This is a genomic window from Burkholderia sp. PvR073, from assembly GCF_054055695.1.
This window is the reverse complement of the sequence record NZ_JBSRXO010000006.1, coordinates 28,599-45,836: the sequence shown is the minus strand read 5'-3', so window position 1 is coordinate 45,836 and position 17,238 is coordinate 28,599. Positions and strand designations below refer to the sequence as shown.

The 17,238-nt window shown below is 66.5% G+C and carries 13 protein-coding genes; 8 read left to right on the top strand and 5 right to left on the bottom strand.

All coding sequences use genetic code 11. From position 1 onward, the window contains the following. Positions 1-152: 152 nt before the first annotated feature. The 5 genes from ACVK00_RS19145 (at position 153) to ACVK00_RS19125 (ending at position 7,925) form a co-directional block, all read left to right on the top strand. Positions 153-2,024: a polysaccharide biosynthesis protein gene (locus tag ACVK00_RS19145; protein WP_284888872.1), complete on the top strand. Its 1,872-nt coding sequence runs from the start codon at positions 153-155 to the stop codon at positions 2,022-2,024. A gap of 93 nt (positions 2,025-2,117) precedes the next feature. Further along, the gene (locus ACVK00_RS19140; protein WP_284888873.1) at positions 2,118-3,299 is read left to right on the top strand and encodes a glycosyltransferase family 4 protein; all 1,182 of its coding nucleotides are present in this window, start codon (positions 2,118-2,120) and stop codon (positions 3,297-3,299) included. A 40-nt stretch (positions 3,300-3,339) separates the two neighbouring features. After that, positions 3,340-4,299: an NAD-dependent epimerase/dehydratase family protein gene (locus ACVK00_RS19135; RefSeq protein ID WP_284888874.1), complete on the top strand. Its 960-nt coding sequence runs from the start codon at positions 3,340-3,342 to the stop codon at positions 4,297-4,299. Beyond that, positions 4,296-5,282, top strand: coding sequence for an MraY family glycosyltransferase (locus ACVK00_RS19130; protein WP_284888875.1), 987 nt, complete (start codon positions 4,296-4,298; stop codon positions 5,280-5,282). The genes ACVK00_RS19135 and ACVK00_RS19130 overlap by 4 nt, the downstream gene beginning before the upstream one ends. A gap of 270 nt (positions 5,283-5,552) precedes the next feature. Further along, the gene (locus tag ACVK00_RS19125; RefSeq protein WP_456826957.1) at positions 5,553-7,925 is read left to right on the top strand and encodes a protease pro-enzyme activation domain-containing protein; all 2,373 of its coding nucleotides are present in this window, start codon (positions 5,553-5,555) and stop codon (positions 7,923-7,925) included. A 119-nt stretch (positions 7,926-8,044) separates the two neighbouring features. Here ACVK00_RS19125 and ACVK00_RS19120 read toward each other — a convergent pair whose 3' ends face one another. From ACVK00_RS19120 to ACVK00_RS19100, 5 genes are read right to left on the bottom strand one after another with little or no spacing between them, the layout of a single operon-like run. Continuing rightward, positions 8,045-9,151, bottom strand: coding sequence for an MraY family glycosyltransferase (locus ACVK00_RS19120; protein WP_006751080.1), 1,107 nt, complete (start codon positions 9,149-9,151; stop codon positions 8,045-8,047). A gap of 27 nt (positions 9,152-9,178) precedes the next feature. After that, positions 9,179-10,201: a UDP-glucose 4-epimerase GalE gene (gene galE, locus ACVK00_RS19115; RefSeq protein WP_006751079.1), complete on the bottom strand. Its 1,023-nt coding sequence runs from the start codon at positions 10,199-10,201 to the stop codon at positions 9,179-9,181. Between the two features lie 14 nt (positions 10,202-10,215). After that, positions 10,216-11,352, bottom strand: coding sequence for a glycosyltransferase family 4 protein (locus tag ACVK00_RS19110; protein WP_284888876.1), 1,137 nt, complete (start codon positions 11,350-11,352; stop codon positions 10,216-10,218). A gap of 50 nt (positions 11,353-11,402) precedes the next feature. Next, entirely contained in the window at positions 11,403-12,227 is an 825-nt protein-coding gene (locus ACVK00_RS19105; protein ID WP_175797580.1) for a glycosyltransferase, read from the bottom strand. Then, positions 12,224-13,480, bottom strand: coding sequence for an oligosaccharide flippase family protein (locus tag ACVK00_RS19100; protein ID WP_284888877.1), 1,257 nt, complete (start codon positions 13,478-13,480; stop codon positions 12,224-12,226). Before ACVK00_RS19100 ends, ACVK00_RS19105 begins: the two co-directional genes overlap by 4 nt. A 242-nt stretch (positions 13,481-13,722) precedes the next feature. Here ACVK00_RS19100 and ACVK00_RS19095 point away from each other — a divergent pair, with 242 nt between their 5' ends. From ACVK00_RS19095 to ACVK00_RS19085, 3 genes are all read left to right on the top strand, one after another. Continuing rightward, positions 13,723-15,117, top strand: a complete 1,395-nt coding sequence (locus tag ACVK00_RS19095; RefSeq protein WP_284888878.1) for a phosphomannomutase/phosphoglucomutase — start codon at positions 13,723-13,725, stop codon at positions 15,115-15,117. Positions 15,118-15,291: 174 nt separating this feature from the next. Further along, positions 15,292-16,287: a lipopolysaccharide heptosyltransferase I gene (gene waaC / locus ACVK00_RS19090; RefSeq protein ID WP_284888879.1), complete on the top strand. Its 996-nt coding sequence runs from the start codon at positions 15,292-15,294 to the stop codon at positions 16,285-16,287. Positions 16,288-16,348: 61 nt separating this feature from the next. Beyond that, positions 16,349-17,233 (top strand): Kdo hydroxylase family protein, encoded by an 885-nt coding sequence (locus tag ACVK00_RS19085; protein ID WP_011656152.1) that lies wholly within the window; start codon positions 16,349-16,351, stop codon positions 17,231-17,233. The last annotated feature ends 5 nt before the right edge of the window (positions 17,234-17,238 follow it).

The window sequence follows — 17,238 nt, the reverse complement described above, 5'->3', positions numbered from 1 at the left end:
ATCGGCATAATTCCTACCGGTTCACGGCGATCGCCGCGGGATGTCCTCCCCCCGGCCGATCCGCACACTATACGATATGGCCAAGCGGCCAAGCCGTTCGAGCGATGGCTGCCGCACAGTAGTTAACGTTCTGTTTCACTAGGATCTCACGCATGCTTCGATTCAAACCGTCGTGGCGGTCATTGAGCGTATTCGGATTCGACTTGCTCGCCGTCGCCGCCGCATGGATATCGGCTTACGTGATTCGCTTCAACGGGACCGTGCCGGAGGAATTCTGGCACGGTTGTCTCATTGCGCTCACGGGCGTCGTCCCGACCTACGGGATCTTGTTCAGGATCTGCGGCCTGTACCGCGGCATGTGGGTGTTCGCGAGCCTGCCCGATCTCGTTCGCATTGCGAAGGCGGTGGGCATCGGTGCGCTGCTCGTGATGATCGGCGCGGTGATGCTGCAGCCGACGCCGATCATTCCTCGTTCGGTCCTGCTCGTTTCCCCGCTGCTGCTGTTCCTGTCGACCGGCGGCGCGCGTGCGCTGTACCGCACGGTGAAGGAATTCTATCGATACGGCGGCCTGGTCGCACAAGGCAAGCCGGTCGTCGTGCTCGGTGCGGGCACGGCCGGCGCCAATCTCGCGCGCGAGCTGTCTCGTTCGGGCGAATGGCGCCTGATCGGGCTCCTGGACGACGACCCGACCAAACGCGGCCGGGAAATCTACGGCTACAAGGTGCTTGGCGCGATCGACGAGCTGCCGCATTTCGCCGACATGCTGCGCGTCGAAACCGCGATCATCGCGATCCCGTCCGCGCCGGTCGAAGTGCAGCGGCGGGTTGCGACGCTCTGCGTGCGGGCCGGCGTGCGTGCGATGGTGCTGCCCGCGCTCGCCGACGTCGCGCAGGGCCAGGCTTCCCTGTCGCGCGTGCGGCAGATCGATCTCGAGGATCTACTGGGCCGTGAGCCCGTGTCGATCGATACCGCGCACGTCGATGCGCTGCTGCGCGGGCGGGCCGTGATGGTGACTGGTGCGGGTGGCTCCATCGGTTCGGAACTGTGCCGCCAGATCCTGCGCTTCGAGCCGGCCCAGCTAGTTGCGTTCGATCTTTCGGAGTACGCGATCTACCGGCTGACCGAAGATCTGCACGAGCGTTTCCCTGGCGTCGACGTCGTGCCGATCGTCGGCGATGCGAAGGACTCGCTGCTGCTCGACGAAGTGTTCCGTCGCCATGCGCCGCACATCGTTTTCCATGCGGCGGCCTACAAGCATGTTCCGTTGATGGAAGAATTCAACGCGTGGCAAGCAGTCCGCAACAACGTGCTTGGCACGTATCGCGTCGCGCGTGCGGCAGCGCGTCATGCCACGCGCCACTTCGTGCTGATCTCGACGGACAAGGCCGTCAACCCGACGAACGTAATGGGTGCGAGCAAGCGGCTAGCGGAAATGGCTTGCCAGGCGCTGCAGCAATCGAGCTCGACACAGTTCGAGACGGTCCGCTTTGGCAACGTGCTCGGCAGCGCCGGCAGCGTCATTCCGAAATTCCAGCAGCAGATCGCGAAGGGCGGCCCCGTTACGGTCACCCATCCGGAAGTCACGCGCTTCTTCATGACGATCCCGGAGGCATCGCAGTTGGTGCTGCAGGCTTCCAGCATGGGGCTCGGTGGCGAGATCTTCGTCCTCGACATGGGGCAGCCGGTCAGGATCGTCGATCTGGCCCGCGACCTGATCCGCCTCTACGGTTTTGACGAGAGTCAGATCCGCATCTCCTTCTCGGGCCTGCGGCCAGGCGAAAAACTGTACGAGGAACTGCTCGCGGATGACGAGACCGCGACCCGTACGCCGCATCCGAAGCTGCGCATCGCGCGCGCGCGCGAGGTGCCGGACAACCTGCTCGACGACCTGCTGCCGTGGCTGATGCAGAATCGCGTGCTGCCCGACGACGAGGTGCGACGGGATCTGCGCCGATGGGTGCCCGAATACCAGCCGACGGTCTTGCCGCAGTTGCAGCCTGTCGTTGCGGCCCGGTCGGCCTGATCAGGTCGTCTATCCTTCCTATTCCCGATACGACGCCGTGATCCGTCTTCCGACGGGTAGCGGCGTCGTCAAGTTCGTTTGGCCTTCGCTCGCATGAAACTGCTTTTCGATCTCAATTCGCTGCGCCCGCCCCGAAGCGGCATCGGCTACTACACACAACATCTGCTCGAAGGGCTGCTGCGGCGCAGCGACGTCGAAGACGTCGCCGGTTGGGTCGGGCGAACCGTATTTCAGGGCGAGAGTCTCGATGCCATGATGCTCGACCAGTCGTCGCTGCAGAAGGCCGTTCAGTTCCGCAACGGCATGACCGCGAGCCTGTTGCAGAAATCGAGAGCGATTCCGGGGCTGTATCGTTTGCGTACGGTCGTGCGGAGTTCAGCCTCTCGCGCGCTGCGCAGCGACTTCGCGCGGCGCGGCTATCTCTATCACGAGACCAACTTCGTCGCGTCGCGCTATCGCGGCCCGAACGTAGTGACCGTGCATGACCTGTCCCACCGGCGTCATCCGGAGTTTCATCCGCGGGTGGCCGTCAACTACCTCGATCACGGGCTGCCACGCTCGCTGCGACAGGCCGGCGCGATAATCGTCGACAGCCTGTACACGAAGCAGGAACTGCTCGACATCTACGATGTGCCGGAGGAGCGGGTGGTGCCGATCCATCTTGGCGTCGAACCGGTTTTCCGGCCATATAGCGAAGAAGAATGCCGTCCTGTGCTCGAGGCGCTCGGGATCGAGTCGCGGCGTTTCGTCCTGTCGGTATGCACGCTGCAGCCGCGCAAGAACCTTCAGCGGCTGGTCGAAGGATTTGCACGGCTGCCCGAGGAGTTGCGACGGATGTACCCGCTGGTGCTCGTCGGCGCGGACGGCTGGAAAAATTCGCAGCTGATGTCATGCATCGAGCCGCTGGCCCGGGCGGGCCAGATCATTTCGCCGGGATACCTGTCGCGCTCGAGCCTGCTGCATCTCTTCGCATCGGCCGCCGTCTTCGCATATCCGTCGCTTTACGAAGGATTCGGTCTTCCGGTGGCGGAGGCGATGGCGAGCGGGACGCCCGTACTGACGTCGAACGTGACGTCGATTCCGGAGGTGACGAACGGCGCCGCGCTGGAAGTCGATCCCTATTCGGTCGACGCGATCGAGGCCGGGCTCGAGCGCCTGCTGACGGACGCCGCGTTGCGCGACCTGTTGGTGGAGAAGGGATTGCGGCGCGCGGCCGAGCTCACGTGGGACGCCACCGTGGACAAGACCTGCGAGGTCTATCATTCACTGGTCTGACGCGCGTGCGGCGCCGCACGCCTGCGATGGAGGAAGGACAATGCGGATTGGCGTGAGCGGGGCGAACGGTTTCGTGGGGCGCGCACTGGTGCAGGCGTTGTGCGAGGCGGGACACGAGGTTGTCGCGCTCGTTCGCCGCCACGCAGGCAATACCGATGCGCGGGCCACTGAGTGCGTCATCGCGGACGATGATTTCGCCAGCGTCGCGGCAGGACAGCCTGATTTGCCACCGTGCAGCGCATTCGTGCATCTCGCCGCCCGCGTGCACGTGATGCACGACGACGCAACTGATCCACTTGCGTCCTACCGGTCCGCGAACGTCCGGGGCGCGCTCAATGCGCTCGAGGCTGCGCGCCGCGCCGGGGTGCGCCGGTTCGTTTTCGTGAGCAGCGTGAAGGCGCTCGGCGAGCAAGAGAACGGCCGCCCGTTGCGCGAGGACGATGTGCCGCGCCCCGGCGATCCGTATGGAATCTCGAAGCACGAGGCGGAAGTCGCGTTACGCGATGCGTGCGCTTCCAGCGGGATCGAGCTGACGGTCGTGCGGCCTCCGCTCGTGTACGGTCCCGGCGTGCGGGCGAATTTCCTCGGGCTGATGCGCGCGGTCGCGCGTGGCGTGCCCTTGCCGCTTGGGGCTGCGCATGCGCAGCGCAGCATGGTGTATATCGGCAACCTTGTCGACGCGTTGCGGTTCCTGGCGACACGCGAGGAACCGACGGATGGAGTGTTCCATGTGACCGACGGCAACGACCAGTCCGTCGCCGATCTCGTCACGGGAATCGCCGCTGCGCTCGGCCGGTCGCCGCGCCTCGTGCCGGTGCCCGTCGCCTGGTTGCGTGCCGCGGGTGCGTTGACCGGGCGACGCGCGGCCGTCGACCGACTGACCACTCCGCTGCGGATCGACTGCGCGCGCCTGCGCGCGCTCGGCTGGGCGCCGCCGTTTACCGTCGACCAGGGACTGGCGCGGACGGTGGCCGGTTTGGAGAGGGGAGGCGGAGCATGATTGCATCGCTGCCGATCGTGGTTGTTGCCGCGTTTGCGGCATGCGCCAGCTTCGCGGTGCTCGCGTGGCTGCTCAAGTCGGGTCTCGCGTGGCGACTCGCCGTCGACGTGCCGAACCAGCGCTCCCTCCACGAACGTCCGGTGCCGCGTGTTGGCGGATGGGGCGTGATGTGTTCGACGCTGCCGCTGATCGCGCTCGGCGTGCCGGGATTCGGCTGGGCGGCGCTCGCCGCGTTCGTGCTGGCCGTCGTGTCGTTGATCGACGACCGGCGCGGCCTGTCGGCCCGGGTGCGTTTCAGCGTGCATTTGCTGGTAGCCGCGGGCGCCGTCGCAGTCTCGTCCACCGGGATGCCGATATGGGCGACGGTGCTGGTAGTCGTCGCGCTCGTCTGGATCGTGAATCTCTATAACTTCATGGACGGCGCGAACGGTCTCGCGGCCGGCATGACGGTGCTGGGGTTCGGCACCTATGCGATCGCAGCGGCGCGCGTCGCGCCGGAGCTCGCGATGGCGAGCGGCGTGATCGCGGGCGCGGGGCTGGGTTTTCTCGTGCTCAATTTCGGTGCGGCGAAGGTATTTCTTGGCGATGTCGGATCGATTCCGCTGGGCTTCCTGGCCGGTGCATTCGGGCTGTGGGGCTGGCAGCATGGCGTCTGGCCGGTGTGGTTCATCGCGATGGCGTTCGGGCCTTTCATCGCGGATGCGTCCGTGACGCTGTTGCGCCGCCTGCTGCGTGGCGAGAAGGTATGGCAGGCGCATCGCGAACATTTTTATCAACGGCTGGTACGAACGCTCGGTTCGCACGTACCGGTGGCGCTGCTGTACTACGCGTTGATGCTCGGTGGTTCGGCGGCCGGACTCGCGGCGCGACAACTGCCTTCCGTGGCTGGGCAGTGGGCGGTCGTGGTTGCGTGGTATGCCGTGCTCGCCGTCGTCGGCGCGTGGATCGAGTGGCGCTGGCGCAAGTCCGGGCTGACACGTTGATTTTAGGTGATGGTCGGCCTCGGCCGATATAACGAATATCGTATGAAGGGCGGCGGTAGCGCGCCGCTCCATCTCCCGCCCGCGCCGGCAATCGTTCGGTGCCTTCTTCCCGCTCGACATACGGATCAGCCCCTTCTCATCCCCCGCATCGCCTGGCCGCATTCATTTGACTACCGGCCAATTACTTCCTATGTTTTCCTCAAGGTTGCCGTGCGATTGCCGTAAAAGAACGAAAAGCCAAATACGAGCTCTACGGTCCATACCAATCCAATGAAGCAGCATATTGCAAGGGGAATGAGCGCGGCCCTCATGGTGTTCGCGCTTGCCGGGTGCGGCGGCGACGATAGTCCGACGGCCGCCGCTACCAATGTCGCCGCGCAGACGGGCAAAGTGTCCGCACTGCGCGCCACGGGCAACGTGGTGAGCGCGGCGCCGATGAACGCGACGGCGCCGATCCATGTCGCGCTCGTACTCAAACTGAACGACGAAGCCGCGTTGCATCGCTTCGTGCAGGACGCGCGAACGCCCGGCAGCGCCAGTTACGGCGCCGTGCTGACTTCCGCGCAGATCGCCGCGCGATACACGCCCTCCGCCGGCCAGGTCGCCACCGTGAAGGCCTATCTGCAAAGTAAGGGCTTCACGAACATCAACGTCGCCGGCAACAACATGATCGTCGAAGCCGATGCGCCGGCCGGTGTGATCTCCGGCGTGTTCCAGACGACGCTGGTGCCGGTCGCGATGTCGGACGGCACCAGCGCCCATATCAACACCGCCCCGGAGACGATGCCCGATGCGATCGGCGGGGTAGTTCAATCGGTACTGGGGCTGGATACGGCGACCCGCCTCCATCCGCATTTCGTTCGCGCCACCCTTTCGGCAGCGGCGCCGCAAGCGAATGCGTCGCCGACAACCGCGGCCGTGACGGTCGCGCATAGTCCGACGGACTTTCCCGGCATCTATTCCGTGGGCGGTACTCCGACGGCCAGCAACATCACCGTGGGCATCATTGCGGAAGGCAATCTGACGCAGCCCGTCATCGACCTGGCCACCTTCGAAAGCAACCACCAGTTGCCTGCCGTACCCGTTTCGGTGATCAACGTCGGCTCGCCAAGCGCCGACACCAGCGCGAACACCGAATGGTCGCTCGATAGCCAGACCATCGTCGGGATGTCCGGTGGCCTCAAGCAACTCAATTTCTATGTCGCGCCATCTTTCGCGTGGAGCAACATGGCGCTCGCGATCAATCGGGCCGTGACCGACAACACCGCCCGCGTCGTGAACATGTCGATCGGCGGTTGCGAGAACTGGGCGCCGACGGCCGCCATCGACGCGCTGTTCGAGCTCGCCGTCGCGCAGGGACAGACTTTCGCGGTCAGCTCCGGGGATTCAGGCAGTGTTGCATACGGCTGCAGCGGCACGTCGGTGCAATACCCGGCGACTTCCCCCTACGTGGTAGCCGTGGGCGGCACATCGCTTTATACGAACGGGAACGGCAGCTACGCGGGCGAGACCGCGTGGGATGGCAGCGGCGGCGGCATTAGTGGCATCGAGCCGATTCCGTCGTGGCAGTCGAACGTGCCGGCGCTCAAGGGCCGTTTCTTTCGAGGCATGCCGGACATCGCGTTCGACGCCGATCCGTACAGCGGTGCACAGGTCGTCGTCGGTGGACAACTCGAGATCATAGGCGGGACGAGCCTGTCCGCGCCGCTGTTTGCCGCGACCTGGGCGCGCATGCTGTCCGGTGGCTGCGCGGCCAGTCTCGGTTTCGCGGCGCCCACGCTGTACAGCGCACAAGCGACGACCCCATCGATCTTTCGCGATGTCACCAACGGGTCGAACGGCGCATACAGTGCGGGTTCGGGATGGGATTTCGTGACCGGTTGGGGCACGCCGAACGTCAGCGCGCTGCATTCCGCGATATGCGTGCCGACCTCGCCGATCTATGGCGGCGAGGTCACCGAAGGGACGACGCTCAGGCCGTCGCAAATCGTGTACTCGGCGTCAGGAAGTCATCGGCTGGCCATGCAGGATGACGGCAACCTGGTGCTGTACAACACGGCCAATGGCGCCGCGGTGTGGAATTCGGGGACCTACGGAAATGCCGGGGCCTATGCCGTGTTCCAGACTGACGGCAACTTCGTGATCTACAGCGCGAGCGGCAAGCCGTTGTGGTTCTCGTCGACCAACGGCACGACCTTTGGCCAGCGTCTGTCCGTGCAGGACGACGGCAACATGGTGATCTACCGCGTGTCCGTGCCGGTATTTGCCACGTCGACTGCCGCGGCGGGCCTGCCGAATTCATCGAGCGGCCCGGCCGTCTGGAACGGCGGCATGACGCTGAGCGGCGGCCAGAGCCTGACTTCAGGCAACGGCGCAAACGTGCTCGTCATGCAGGGCGACGGGAATCTGGTGCTGATGCGCCAGGGCGTTCCGCAGTGGAGTTCGAGTACTTACAATCATCCTGGTGCGTATGCGACGATGCAAGGGGACGGCAATCTGGTCGTCTACAGTTCCGGGGGCGCTCCGCTGTGGTATGCCGGCACCAGCGGCAATCCAGGGGCTGCCACATATCTTCAGGACGACGGAAACATCGTGATCTATGCGCGGGTGCCGAGCTGGAGCTCGAATACCGCGGGAAGCTAGTCGTTCGTTGGTCGAGTCGCCGGGGCGCCGTCATTGATCCAGTCGGCAACGGCGACTCGTTCGTCATCGGGGGCACACGTCGTCGCGCGAACCGGCAGCACGCCGGCCATCCGCCACGCTCAATGCCCGCGTCTTTCCTTCCTCACGACCATCCACCTCGGCACCTTGAACCGCACGATGCTGAGGTACAGCCACACATAGGTCAGCGCGAACAGCACGACGAACACGAACAGGTGCACGGTGTGCCGCCAGAACAGCGTCGCGGGAATCACCGCGACGAGGCACAGCAGCCAAAGATAAGGTGATGTGAGCGAATTCCGCCGCGTGAGATCGTGCGCATGCTTGGTGCCGACGGCCCAGCGCATCAGCCGCTTGTACACGAGCATGTGCAGATGCACGCCATCCGGAATCCCCGGCGACATCCCGCGAATGAACTTCTTCCGATAGATCGAGAAGCAGGTCTCGAAGATCGGATACATGAACAGCAGCACCGGATACCACGCGGACACTTCCCGGTTGCGCATCACCAGCATGATCGCGAGTTCGGCGAGCATGAAGCCGATGAAATACGCGCCGCCGTCGCCGAGGAAGATCAGGCCGGCCGGGAAATTCCACAGGAAGAAGCCGAGCACGGCGCCCATCATGATGATCGACGCGGACATCACGACCGGGTCGTTGACGTGGAACGCGACGTAGGCAAGCGACGCGAACATCATGAAGCTGACCATCGACGCGAGGCCGTTGAAGCCGTCGATGATGTTGATCGCGTTCGCCAGCGCCGCGACCGCGAGCACGGTGATGAACGCCGAAATGGCGACGTAGTGGAGCAGGAAGTCGAGCGGCGGCACGCTGATGCGCGTGACCGCGATGTTCAGCAGCCAGAACGCCAGCGCGGCGGCGCCCATCGTGCACAGCAGCCGCGCGCGCGGCGACACGCGCTTGGTCAGGTCCTCGACGAGGCCTGACAGGAACGCCGGCAGCCCGCACGCGACGATCCCGAGAATGCTGCCGGAGATCGTCGGGTAGCGCCGGGACAGCACCAGCGCGGCAATGACGACGCCGGCGAGGATCCCGATGCCCCCGACGCGCGGCACCGGCCGCACGTGGAATTTCTGCACGCCGGCCAGGTCGCTGTCGATCGAGAATTTCTCGTGCAGATGCGCATAACGCACGATGAACAACGTGACGAGCAGGGAGACGATGAAGCCGGACGCGAAGCTGAGCATGGGATCGCTCGAAAAATGGACAGCGGATTATACAAAACCGCGCGGGTTCGCCTCCTGCCATTTCCAGTGGTCGGCACACATCTCGTCGATTCCGAGCGTCGCGCGCCAGCCGATGAGGTCGGCGGCGGCCTGCGGATTCGCGTAGCACTCGGCGATGTCGCCCGGGCGGCGCGCGACGAGTTCGTACGGCACCGGGCGGCCCGACGCCTTCTCGAACGCGCGCACGACTTCCAGCACGCTGTAGCCCTGGCCCGTGCCGAGGTTCACGACGAAGCTCGCGTCGCGCGTCGCGAGCGCGTCGAGCGCGGCGATGTGCCCCTTCGCGAGATCGACGACGTGGATGTAGTCGCGCACGCCGGTGCCGTCCGGCGTCGGGTAGTCGGAGCCGAACACGCGCAGCTTCTCGAGCTTGCCGACCGCGACCTGCGCGACGTACGGCATCAGGTTGTTCGGGATGCCGGCCGGATCCTCGCCGATCAGCCCGCTCGCATGCGCGCCAACCGGGTTGAAGTAGCGCAGCGTCGCGATGCGCCACGACGGGTCCGAGACCTCGAGATCGCGCAGGACCTGCTCGGCCATCAGCTTCGACTGGCCGTACGGGTTGGTCGCGGACAGCGGGAACGATTCGTCGATCGGCGAGCGCTCCGGCACGCCGTACACGGTCGCCGACGAGCTGAACACGAACTGCCTGACGTTGCGCTCGCGCATCACCTTGAGCACCGTCAGCAAGCCGCCGAGGTTGTTCTGGTAGTACTCGAGCGGCTTCGCGACCGATTCGCCAACCGCCTTGAGCGCCGCGAAATGGATCGTGCCGGTGATCGGATGCGCGTCGAACACCTTCGCGAGCGCGGCTTCGTCGCACACGTCGACCTGGTGGAACGCGGGCGTCCTGCCCGTGATCTTCTCGATGCGCCGCACGGACTCGGCCTTGCTGTTGACGAGGTTGTCGACGATCACGACATCGTAGCCGTTGTCGAGCAGCTCGACGGCCGTGTGCGAGCCGATGTAGCCCGCACCGCCGGTAACGAGGATGGTGCCTTTAGCGGTCATGCTGATGCGCTCCTTCAGAGTGTGATGCCGGTCAATGTATGAATGGTCTGCCGGTAACGTTCGACGACCTGCTGCTCGTCGAATTCCTCAGCCACCTTGCGGCGCCCCCGCGCGCCCATCGCGTCGCGGCCGGCGTTCCCGAGTTCGATCATGCGGACCAACTGCTGCGCGAGGCTTGCGCTGTCGCGCACGCGGCACAGGAAGCCGGTTTCGCCGTCGGCGACCACGTCGCGGCAGCCCGGCACGTCGGTCGCGACGATCGGGCGGCCCATCGCGGACGCTTCCATCAGCGTGCGCGGCACGCCTTCGCGGTACGACGGCAGCACGACACAGTCGGCCGCCGCGATGTGCGGGCGCACGTCGTGCGCCTCGCCGAGATACTCGACCACGCCTTCGCCGACCCATGCGTCGACGTCCGCGCGGCTGATCGCGCTCGGGTTGTCGACGCCGAGCGGCCCGAGCAGCTGGAAGCGCGCGTCCGGGTAGCGGGCACGCACCACGCGCGCGGCCTCGACGTACTCGCGCACGCCCTTGTCCCACAGCAGCCGGCCGATCAGGATGAACACCGGGCCGTTGCCGCCGGGCAGCGGCACCGGCGCGAACTGGTCGAGATCGACGCCTTCGCCGTGCAGCAGCCGCGCGCGGTCCGGGTGCGCGAGCAACTGCTCGTCGGTGAAGGTCGCGAGATCGTCGCGGTTCAGGAACCAGACTTCGCGCGGGAAGCGGAACGCGAACCGGTACAGGCGTTTCGCGACGCTCGCCGCGCGGCTCTTCTGGATGAACACGTAGCCGAGGCCGGTGGTGACCGCGATCGACGGCACGCGCGCGAGCCACGCGGCGACCGATCCGTAGATGTTCGGCTTGATCGTGTAATGAAACACGAGCGCGGGCTGCAGCGCGCGGTAATGGCGCACCAGCGCGGCGAGCGTGCCGAGATCCTCGCGCGGGCTCGTGCCTTTCGACGCGACGGCGAGCGCGACGTGGCGGCAGCCCATCTGCTCGAGCAGCGGCACCGTGCGGTCGTGCGGCGCGATCACGATGACCTCGGCGCCGCGCGCGACGAGCGCACGGATCAGCCCGTGGCGGTACGTATAGATCGCCCAGGCCGTGTTGCAGACGAGCGCGATGCGCAGCGAGGAGGTAGCGGACATGAAAATAAAGAAAAAATAAAGCGTCGAAAATGCCGGGGCGTGAACAGACCCTAAGCGGACGGCCGCGCCGCGAACAGCGTCTGCTTGATTCGCTGCAGCGTACGGTACGGCGTCACGAAATGCAGCAGGTTCTTGGCGAGGCCGGCCCAGTCGTACGGGTTCAGCGCGTTGAAGTGACGCAGCAGCAGCGACAACGTCGAAATCAGCTGGCGGCGGCGCCGGGTCGCGCTGATCCCGCCCTCGTTGAGCTCGTAGTAGAGGCCGAGCTCGGGCAGGTTCGCGCAATCGTAGCGTTGCATTAACCGTAAAAAAAGATCGAGATCCTCGGCCGCACGGTACTTCGCGCGGTAGTTGCCGACTTCGCGCACCGCGTCGATGCGCAGCATGACCGACGGATGCACGAGCGGCGAGCGCAGGAAGCGCGTGCGGCGCAGCATGCGCGGATCGGCCGGCGGGGTCAGCATGAAGCGCGGCTCGCCGGCGCGCGACACGACCTGGGTCCACATGCCGACGCAGGCCACGTGCGGATGGGCGTCGAGATACGCGCGCTGTTTCGCGAGCCGCCGCGGCGCGGCGAGGTCGCCGGCGTCGATGCGGGCCGCATAGCGGAAGCCGCGCGCCGCGAGCGCGTCGATGCCGGCCTCGAGCGCGCGCTCGATGCCGCCGTTTTGCGGCATGCGCAGCACGTCGACCGCGAGGCCGGGCAGCTCGGGCGCGACGATCGGCGGCGTGCTGCCGTCGTCGACGATCAGCACGTGCACCGGCGCGTCCTCGCTGAACGACGCGAGGGTGCGGGCGACGTCGTCGTGTCCGTTGTAGGCCGGCATCAGCACGGCCACGTCGTCGAGCGGGAGCGGGCAATCGGGAGACGTCATGGGCGCAGCCTGAAACGAATGTAATAAAAATTAACGGCGGTGGCGGCGACATAGCCGGCCGCCAGTCCGACGAGCGCCCCGTACAGGCCGAGCCGGGGGATGGCGAACACGTTGACGAGCGCGGCGATCGCGAGCGCGAGCACCCATTTCGCCAGCAACACGAATTTTGCTTGATATTTGAGAACGATAAGATTGCCTATCGCCTCGATGCCGGCCGGCACGGACAGCCAGACGGCCCAGCGGAAGATGTCGACCGACGCCTCGTAGCCGTGGCCGAACACCTTGCCGACGATGAGCGGTGCGGCCACGTCCAGCACCAGCGCGCCGGCGGTCATCAGGCCGGCGGTCATCGCGGTCAGCCGGACGATGTTGCGGCGCAGCCGCGCGACGTCCTGCACGCGGTACACGAACGCGGGCGCGATGGTCTGCGCGAGCATCAGCGCGAGCGTGATCCAGTTCTCGTTGAGCTGCTGGGCCGCCGCGTAGCGGCCGAGGTCGGCGAACGACACGTGACGCTCGAGCATCAGGCGGTCGAGCTTCAGGAACAGGTACATGCAGATCAGGCCGAGCCAGAACACGGTGCCGGCGGTGGCAAAGTGCCTGAACAGCGGTTTGTCGAACGTCCAGCCGAGCGCGCCGCCGTTACGATGGCGGTAGTACAGCACGAGCGCGAAGCCGATCGCGGCGGCCTCCAGCGCCCACAGCCACGCGAAGCGGGCAGGGCCGGCGGCCGCGCGCACCAGCAGCCAGACGAGCAGCGCCTTCGCCAGCGCCGTGACCATGCTGGTCATGAGCTGCGGCTTGCTGTAGGTCATGCTCTGCAGCCACGCGTTGATCACGCCGACGAACGGCTCGCGGAACACCATCGTGACCGCGAGGCCCGCGAGCATCGCGCCGACGAGCGGGTCGAACGCGCCGGCGCCGATCGCGATCCAGGTCGCGACGAGCGCGACGGCGGACACGCCGATGCGCAGCGCGAACGCGCTGCCGAGCACCGCGCCGAGTTGCGCGGGCGGGCGCTGGACGATGGTCGGAACCAGGATTTCGGCGCCGCACACCCAGGTGAGCGGTGCCAGTACGAGGAGAAGCGTATTCGCATACTGCCATTTGCCGAACACGTCCGGCCCGAAATAACGGGCCAGAAGACCGCTGATCGCGATCGCGACGCCGATCTGCGTGAGCCGTTCGAGCCCGAGCCAGACGAGATTCGCGACGGCCTTCGCGACGTCCGGGTTGCCGAATCGCTTCAGCATGCGGGGCAGCCGCACGCGCTTGGGGCGGCCGGCAGGGCGCCGGGAGGCGGGAGGGTGGCGGCGGCGGAGCGGCTAGGCATTAAAATGGACAGAATGCGCGTCATCAAAACCCGCGATTATAAGTTGGATCGGGGCCGCACCAGCCGCCCCGTTCCTTGTCGCGCAAGGCCCACATGTATGATGCCGGGCACGCGCGAAAGGCGGCCAGATTATTTTCCATGCACGCAACCGAGAGAGAATCGATGATCTCCCAATCCATCTTCAAGGCATATGACATTCGCGGTGTGGTCGGCAAGACGCTCGACGCCGACACGGCGCGCGGGATCGGCCGGGCATTCGGCAGCGAAGTGCGCGCCCAGGGCGGCGACGCGGTCGTCGTCGCGCGCGACGGCCGCCTGTCGGGCCCCGAGCTCATCGGCGCACTCGCCGATGGCCTGCGTGCGGCCGGTGTCGACGTCGTCGACGTCGGCATGGTGCCGACGCCGGTCGGCTATTTCGCGGCGAGCGTGCCGCTTGCACTGAACGGCGGCGAACGCCGCGTCGATTCGTGCATCGTCGTCACGGGCAGCCACAACCCGCCCGACTACAACGGCTTCAAGATGGTGCTGCGCGGCGCCGCGATCTACGGCGAGCAGATCCAGGCGCTGTACCGCCGCATCGTCGACGAGCGCTTTGAAACGGGCAGCGGCACGTTCGAGGAGTTCGACGTCGCGGACCAGTACATCGCGCGCATCGTCGGCGACGTGAAGCTCGCGCGCCCGCTGAAGCTCGTCGTCGACGCCGGCAACGGCGTCGCGGGCCCGCTCGCGACGCGCCTGTTCAAGGCGCTCGGCTGCGAACTCGTCGAGCGCTTCACCGACATCGACGGCACGTTCCCGAACCACCACCCCGATCCCGCCCATCCGGAAAACCTGCAGGACGTGATCCAGGCGCTGAAGGACACCGACGCCGAACTCGGCTTCGCGTTCGACGGCGACGGCGACCGCCTGGGCGTCGTCACGAAGGACGGCCAGATCATCTACCCGGACCGCCAGCTGATGCTGTTCGCGGAGGAAGTGCTGTCGCGCAACCCGGGCGCGCAGATCATCTACGACGTGAAGTGCACGCGCCATCTCGCGCAGTGGGTGAAGGAGAAGGGCGGCGAGCCGCTGATGTGGAAGACGGGCCATTCGCTCGTGAAGGCGAAGCTGCGCGAGACGGGTGCGCCGCTGGCCGGCGAGATGAGCGGCCACGTGTTCTTCAAGGACCGCTGGTACGGCTTCGACGATGGCCTCTACACGGGCGCGCGCCTGCTGGAGATCCTCGCGAAGACGGCCGATCCGAGCGCGCTGCTGAACGGCTTGCCGGATGCGATGAGCACGCCCGAACTGCAGCTCTGGCTCGACGAAGGCGAGAACTTCCGCCTGATCGACAAGCTGCAGAAAGAGGCGAAGTTCGACGGTGCCGAGGAAGTCGTGACGATCGACGGCCTGCGCGTCGAGTACCCGGACGGTTTCGGCCTCGCGCGTTCGTCGAACACGACGCCGGTCGTCGTGATGCGGTTCGAATCGGAGACCAAGGAAGGGCTCAAGCGCATTCAGGACGACTTCCGCCGTGTGCTGACGGCCGCGAAGCCGGACGTCAAGCTGCCGTTCTGAACCCCGGCGGCCTGCGGGCCGCCGCCGGCGTGACGCTCGAACGAGCCGTCGCGCCATCCCCGAAAAGCGGCGCACGCTGACGCGTGCGGCCGCTTTTTGTCTGTCTGACGTCCCGGGCGCGATAAAATCGCGTCTTTATGCCTGTCGCCGGCCGTCCGCCGGCGTTTTTTCAGCGTGCAAAAGATCCTGATCGTGCGCGTGTCGTCGCTGGGCGACGTCGTGCACAACATGCCGGTGATCGCCGATATCCGGCGCCGCCACCCCGATGCGCAGATCGACTGGCTCGTCGAGGAGAGCTTCGTCGACCTCGTGCGGCTCGTCGACGGCGTGCGCAATGTGCTGCCGTTCTCGCTGCGCCGCTGGCGCAAGAAGCCGTTCTCGGGCGCGACGTGGCGCGAGATCCGCGCGTTCCGCAAGCGGCTCGTGGCCGAGCAGTACGACCTCGTGATCGACTGCCAGGGTCTGATCAAGACGGCCTGGGTCGCGAGCTGGGCGCGCGGGCTGCTCGCCGGCCTCGGCAACCGCACCGACGGCGCCGGCTACGAATGGCCGGTGCGCTTCTTCTATCGCCAGCGCGTGCCGATCGCGCCGCGCACGCACGTGGTCGAGCGCTCGCGCCAGCTGGTCGCGGCCGCGCTGGGCGATCCGGCGCCGACGCCGGCCGATCCGGTCGATTTCGGCCTCGATACGCGCGCGGCGGCGCTTGCCGTCGCGGCGCTCGGCCTGAACCTGCCGGTGCCGTACGTGGTGTTCGTGCATGCGACCTCGCGTGCCGACAAGCAGTGGCCGGACGCCGCGTGGATCGAGCTCGGCCAGGCGCTCGTGCGGCGCGGCGCGTCGCTCGTGCTGCCGTGGGGCAACGACGCGGAGCGCGCAACCAGCGAGCGTCTCGCGAAGGAGTTCGGCGCGGCGGCGATCGTGCCGCCGAAGCTGTCGCTGCCGGCCGTCGTCGGCCTGATCGACGGCGCGGCCGCGACCGTCGGGGTTGATACAGGTCTGGTTCACATCGCGGCCGCGCTCAAGCGCCCGACGGTCGAACTGTACAATTTCGCGACGGCCTGGCGAACCGGCGGCTACTGGTCGCCGAACGTCGTCAATCTCGGCACGGCGGGGCAGCCGCCGTCGATCGCGCAGGTGAAGGCGGCGCTTGCGGGCTTTGGTCTGCTGTAATGCCCGTCACGCCCGCCCGGCCTCTCCTGCCTCTCCTGCCCGTCACGCACGCGAACCGATCATGAGCGAATCCCAGATCATCGAAGTCCCGTCCGCCGACTGGAGCGGACACAACCTGTCGGCGCCGCGCGAGCAGCTGCTGGCCGCGGTCGAGGAAGGCAAGGTGCTGTATTTCCCGCACCTGCGCTTCGCGATCGAAGGCGGCGAGGAAGCGCTGCTCGATCCGTCGCTCGCCGATCCGAAACGCAAGAACATCAGCCTTGCGCCCAACGGCGGCGTGCTCGCCGGCGTGCTCGGCGACAGCGTCACGCAGTCCGCCGTGCGCGCGCTCGTCGCGCGCTTCCAGCAGCAGGCCGGCACGCTCGTCGACGGCCTCTTTCCCGAATACCGCGGCAAGCTGCGCGTCGCGCCGACGAGCTTGCGGCTGATGCAGGTCGAGACGCGCCAGACGTCCTGGCGCAAGGACGACAGCCGGCTGCACGTCGACGCGTTCCCGTCGCGGCCGAACTACGGCGAGCGGATCCTGCGCGTGTTCACGAACGTGAACCCGGCCGGCCAGCCGCGCGTGTGGCGCGTCGGCGAGCCGTTCGAGGACGTCGCGAAGCGCTTCCTGCCGAAGATCCGGCCGCAGTTGCCGGGCTCGGCGTGGCTGCTGAACCTGCTGCACGTGACGAAGTCTCCGCGCAGCGCATACGACCACCTGATGCTGAACCTGCACGACGGAATGAAGGCCGATCTCGATTACCAGAAGACCTGTCCGCAGCAGACGATGCCGTTTCCGCCGGGCAGCGTGTGGATATGTTTCTCGGATCAGACTTCGCACGCTGTGATGTCCGGCCAGTTCATGCTCGAGCAGACCTTCTTCCTGCCGGTCGACGCGATGGTGCGCCGCGAATGCGCGCCGCTGGGGATTCTCGAGCGCCTGACCGGCAGGGCGCTGGTTTGAGCGCG

What these genes read in the sequence shown, in the direction of transcription:
- ACVK00_RS19145 (WP_284888872.1), top strand. Translation starts at nt 153, where the DNA reads ATGCTTCGATTCAAACCGTCGTGGCGGTCATTGAGCGTATTCGGATTC.
- ACVK00_RS19140 (WP_284888873.1), top strand. Translation starts at nt 2,118, where the DNA reads ATGAAACTGCTTTTCGATCTCAATTCGCTGCGCCCGCCCCGAAGCGGC.
- ACVK00_RS19135 (WP_284888874.1), top strand. Translation starts at nt 3,340, where the DNA reads ATGCGGATTGGCGTGAGCGGGGCGAACGGTTTCGTGGGGCGCGCACTG.
- ACVK00_RS19130 (WP_284888875.1), top strand. Translation starts at nt 4,296, where the DNA reads ATGATTGCATCGCTGCCGATCGTGGTTGTTGCCGCGTTTGCGGCATGC.
- ACVK00_RS19125 (WP_456826957.1), top strand. Translation starts at nt 5,553, where the DNA reads ATGAAGCAGCATATTGCAAGGGGAATGAGCGCGGCCCTCATGGTGTTC.
- ACVK00_RS19120 (WP_006751080.1), bottom strand. Translation starts at nt 9,151, where the DNA reads ATGCTCAGCTTCGCGTCCGGCTTCATCGTCTCCCTGCTCGTCACGTTG.
- galE (WP_006751079.1), bottom strand. Translation starts at nt 10,201, where the DNA reads ATGACCGCTAAAGGCACCATCCTCGTTACCGGCGGTGCGGGCTACATC.
- ACVK00_RS19110 (WP_284888876.1), bottom strand. Translation starts at nt 11,352, where the DNA reads ATGTCCGCTACCTCCTCGCTGCGCATCGCGCTCGTCTGCAACACGGCC.
- ACVK00_RS19105 (WP_175797580.1), bottom strand. Translation starts at nt 12,227, where the DNA reads ATGACGTCTCCCGATTGCCCGCTCCCGCTCGACGACGTGGCCGTGCTG.
- ACVK00_RS19100 (WP_284888877.1), bottom strand. Translation starts at nt 13,480, where the DNA reads ATGCTGAAGCGATTCGGCAACCCGGACGTCGCGAAGGCCGTCGCGAAT.
- ACVK00_RS19095 (WP_284888878.1), top strand. Translation starts at nt 13,723, where the DNA reads ATGATCTCCCAATCCATCTTCAAGGCATATGACATTCGCGGTGTGGTC.
- ACVK00_RS19085 (WP_011656152.1), top strand. Translation starts at nt 16,349, where the DNA reads ATGAGCGAATCCCAGATCATCGAAGTCCCGTCCGCCGACTGGAGCGGA.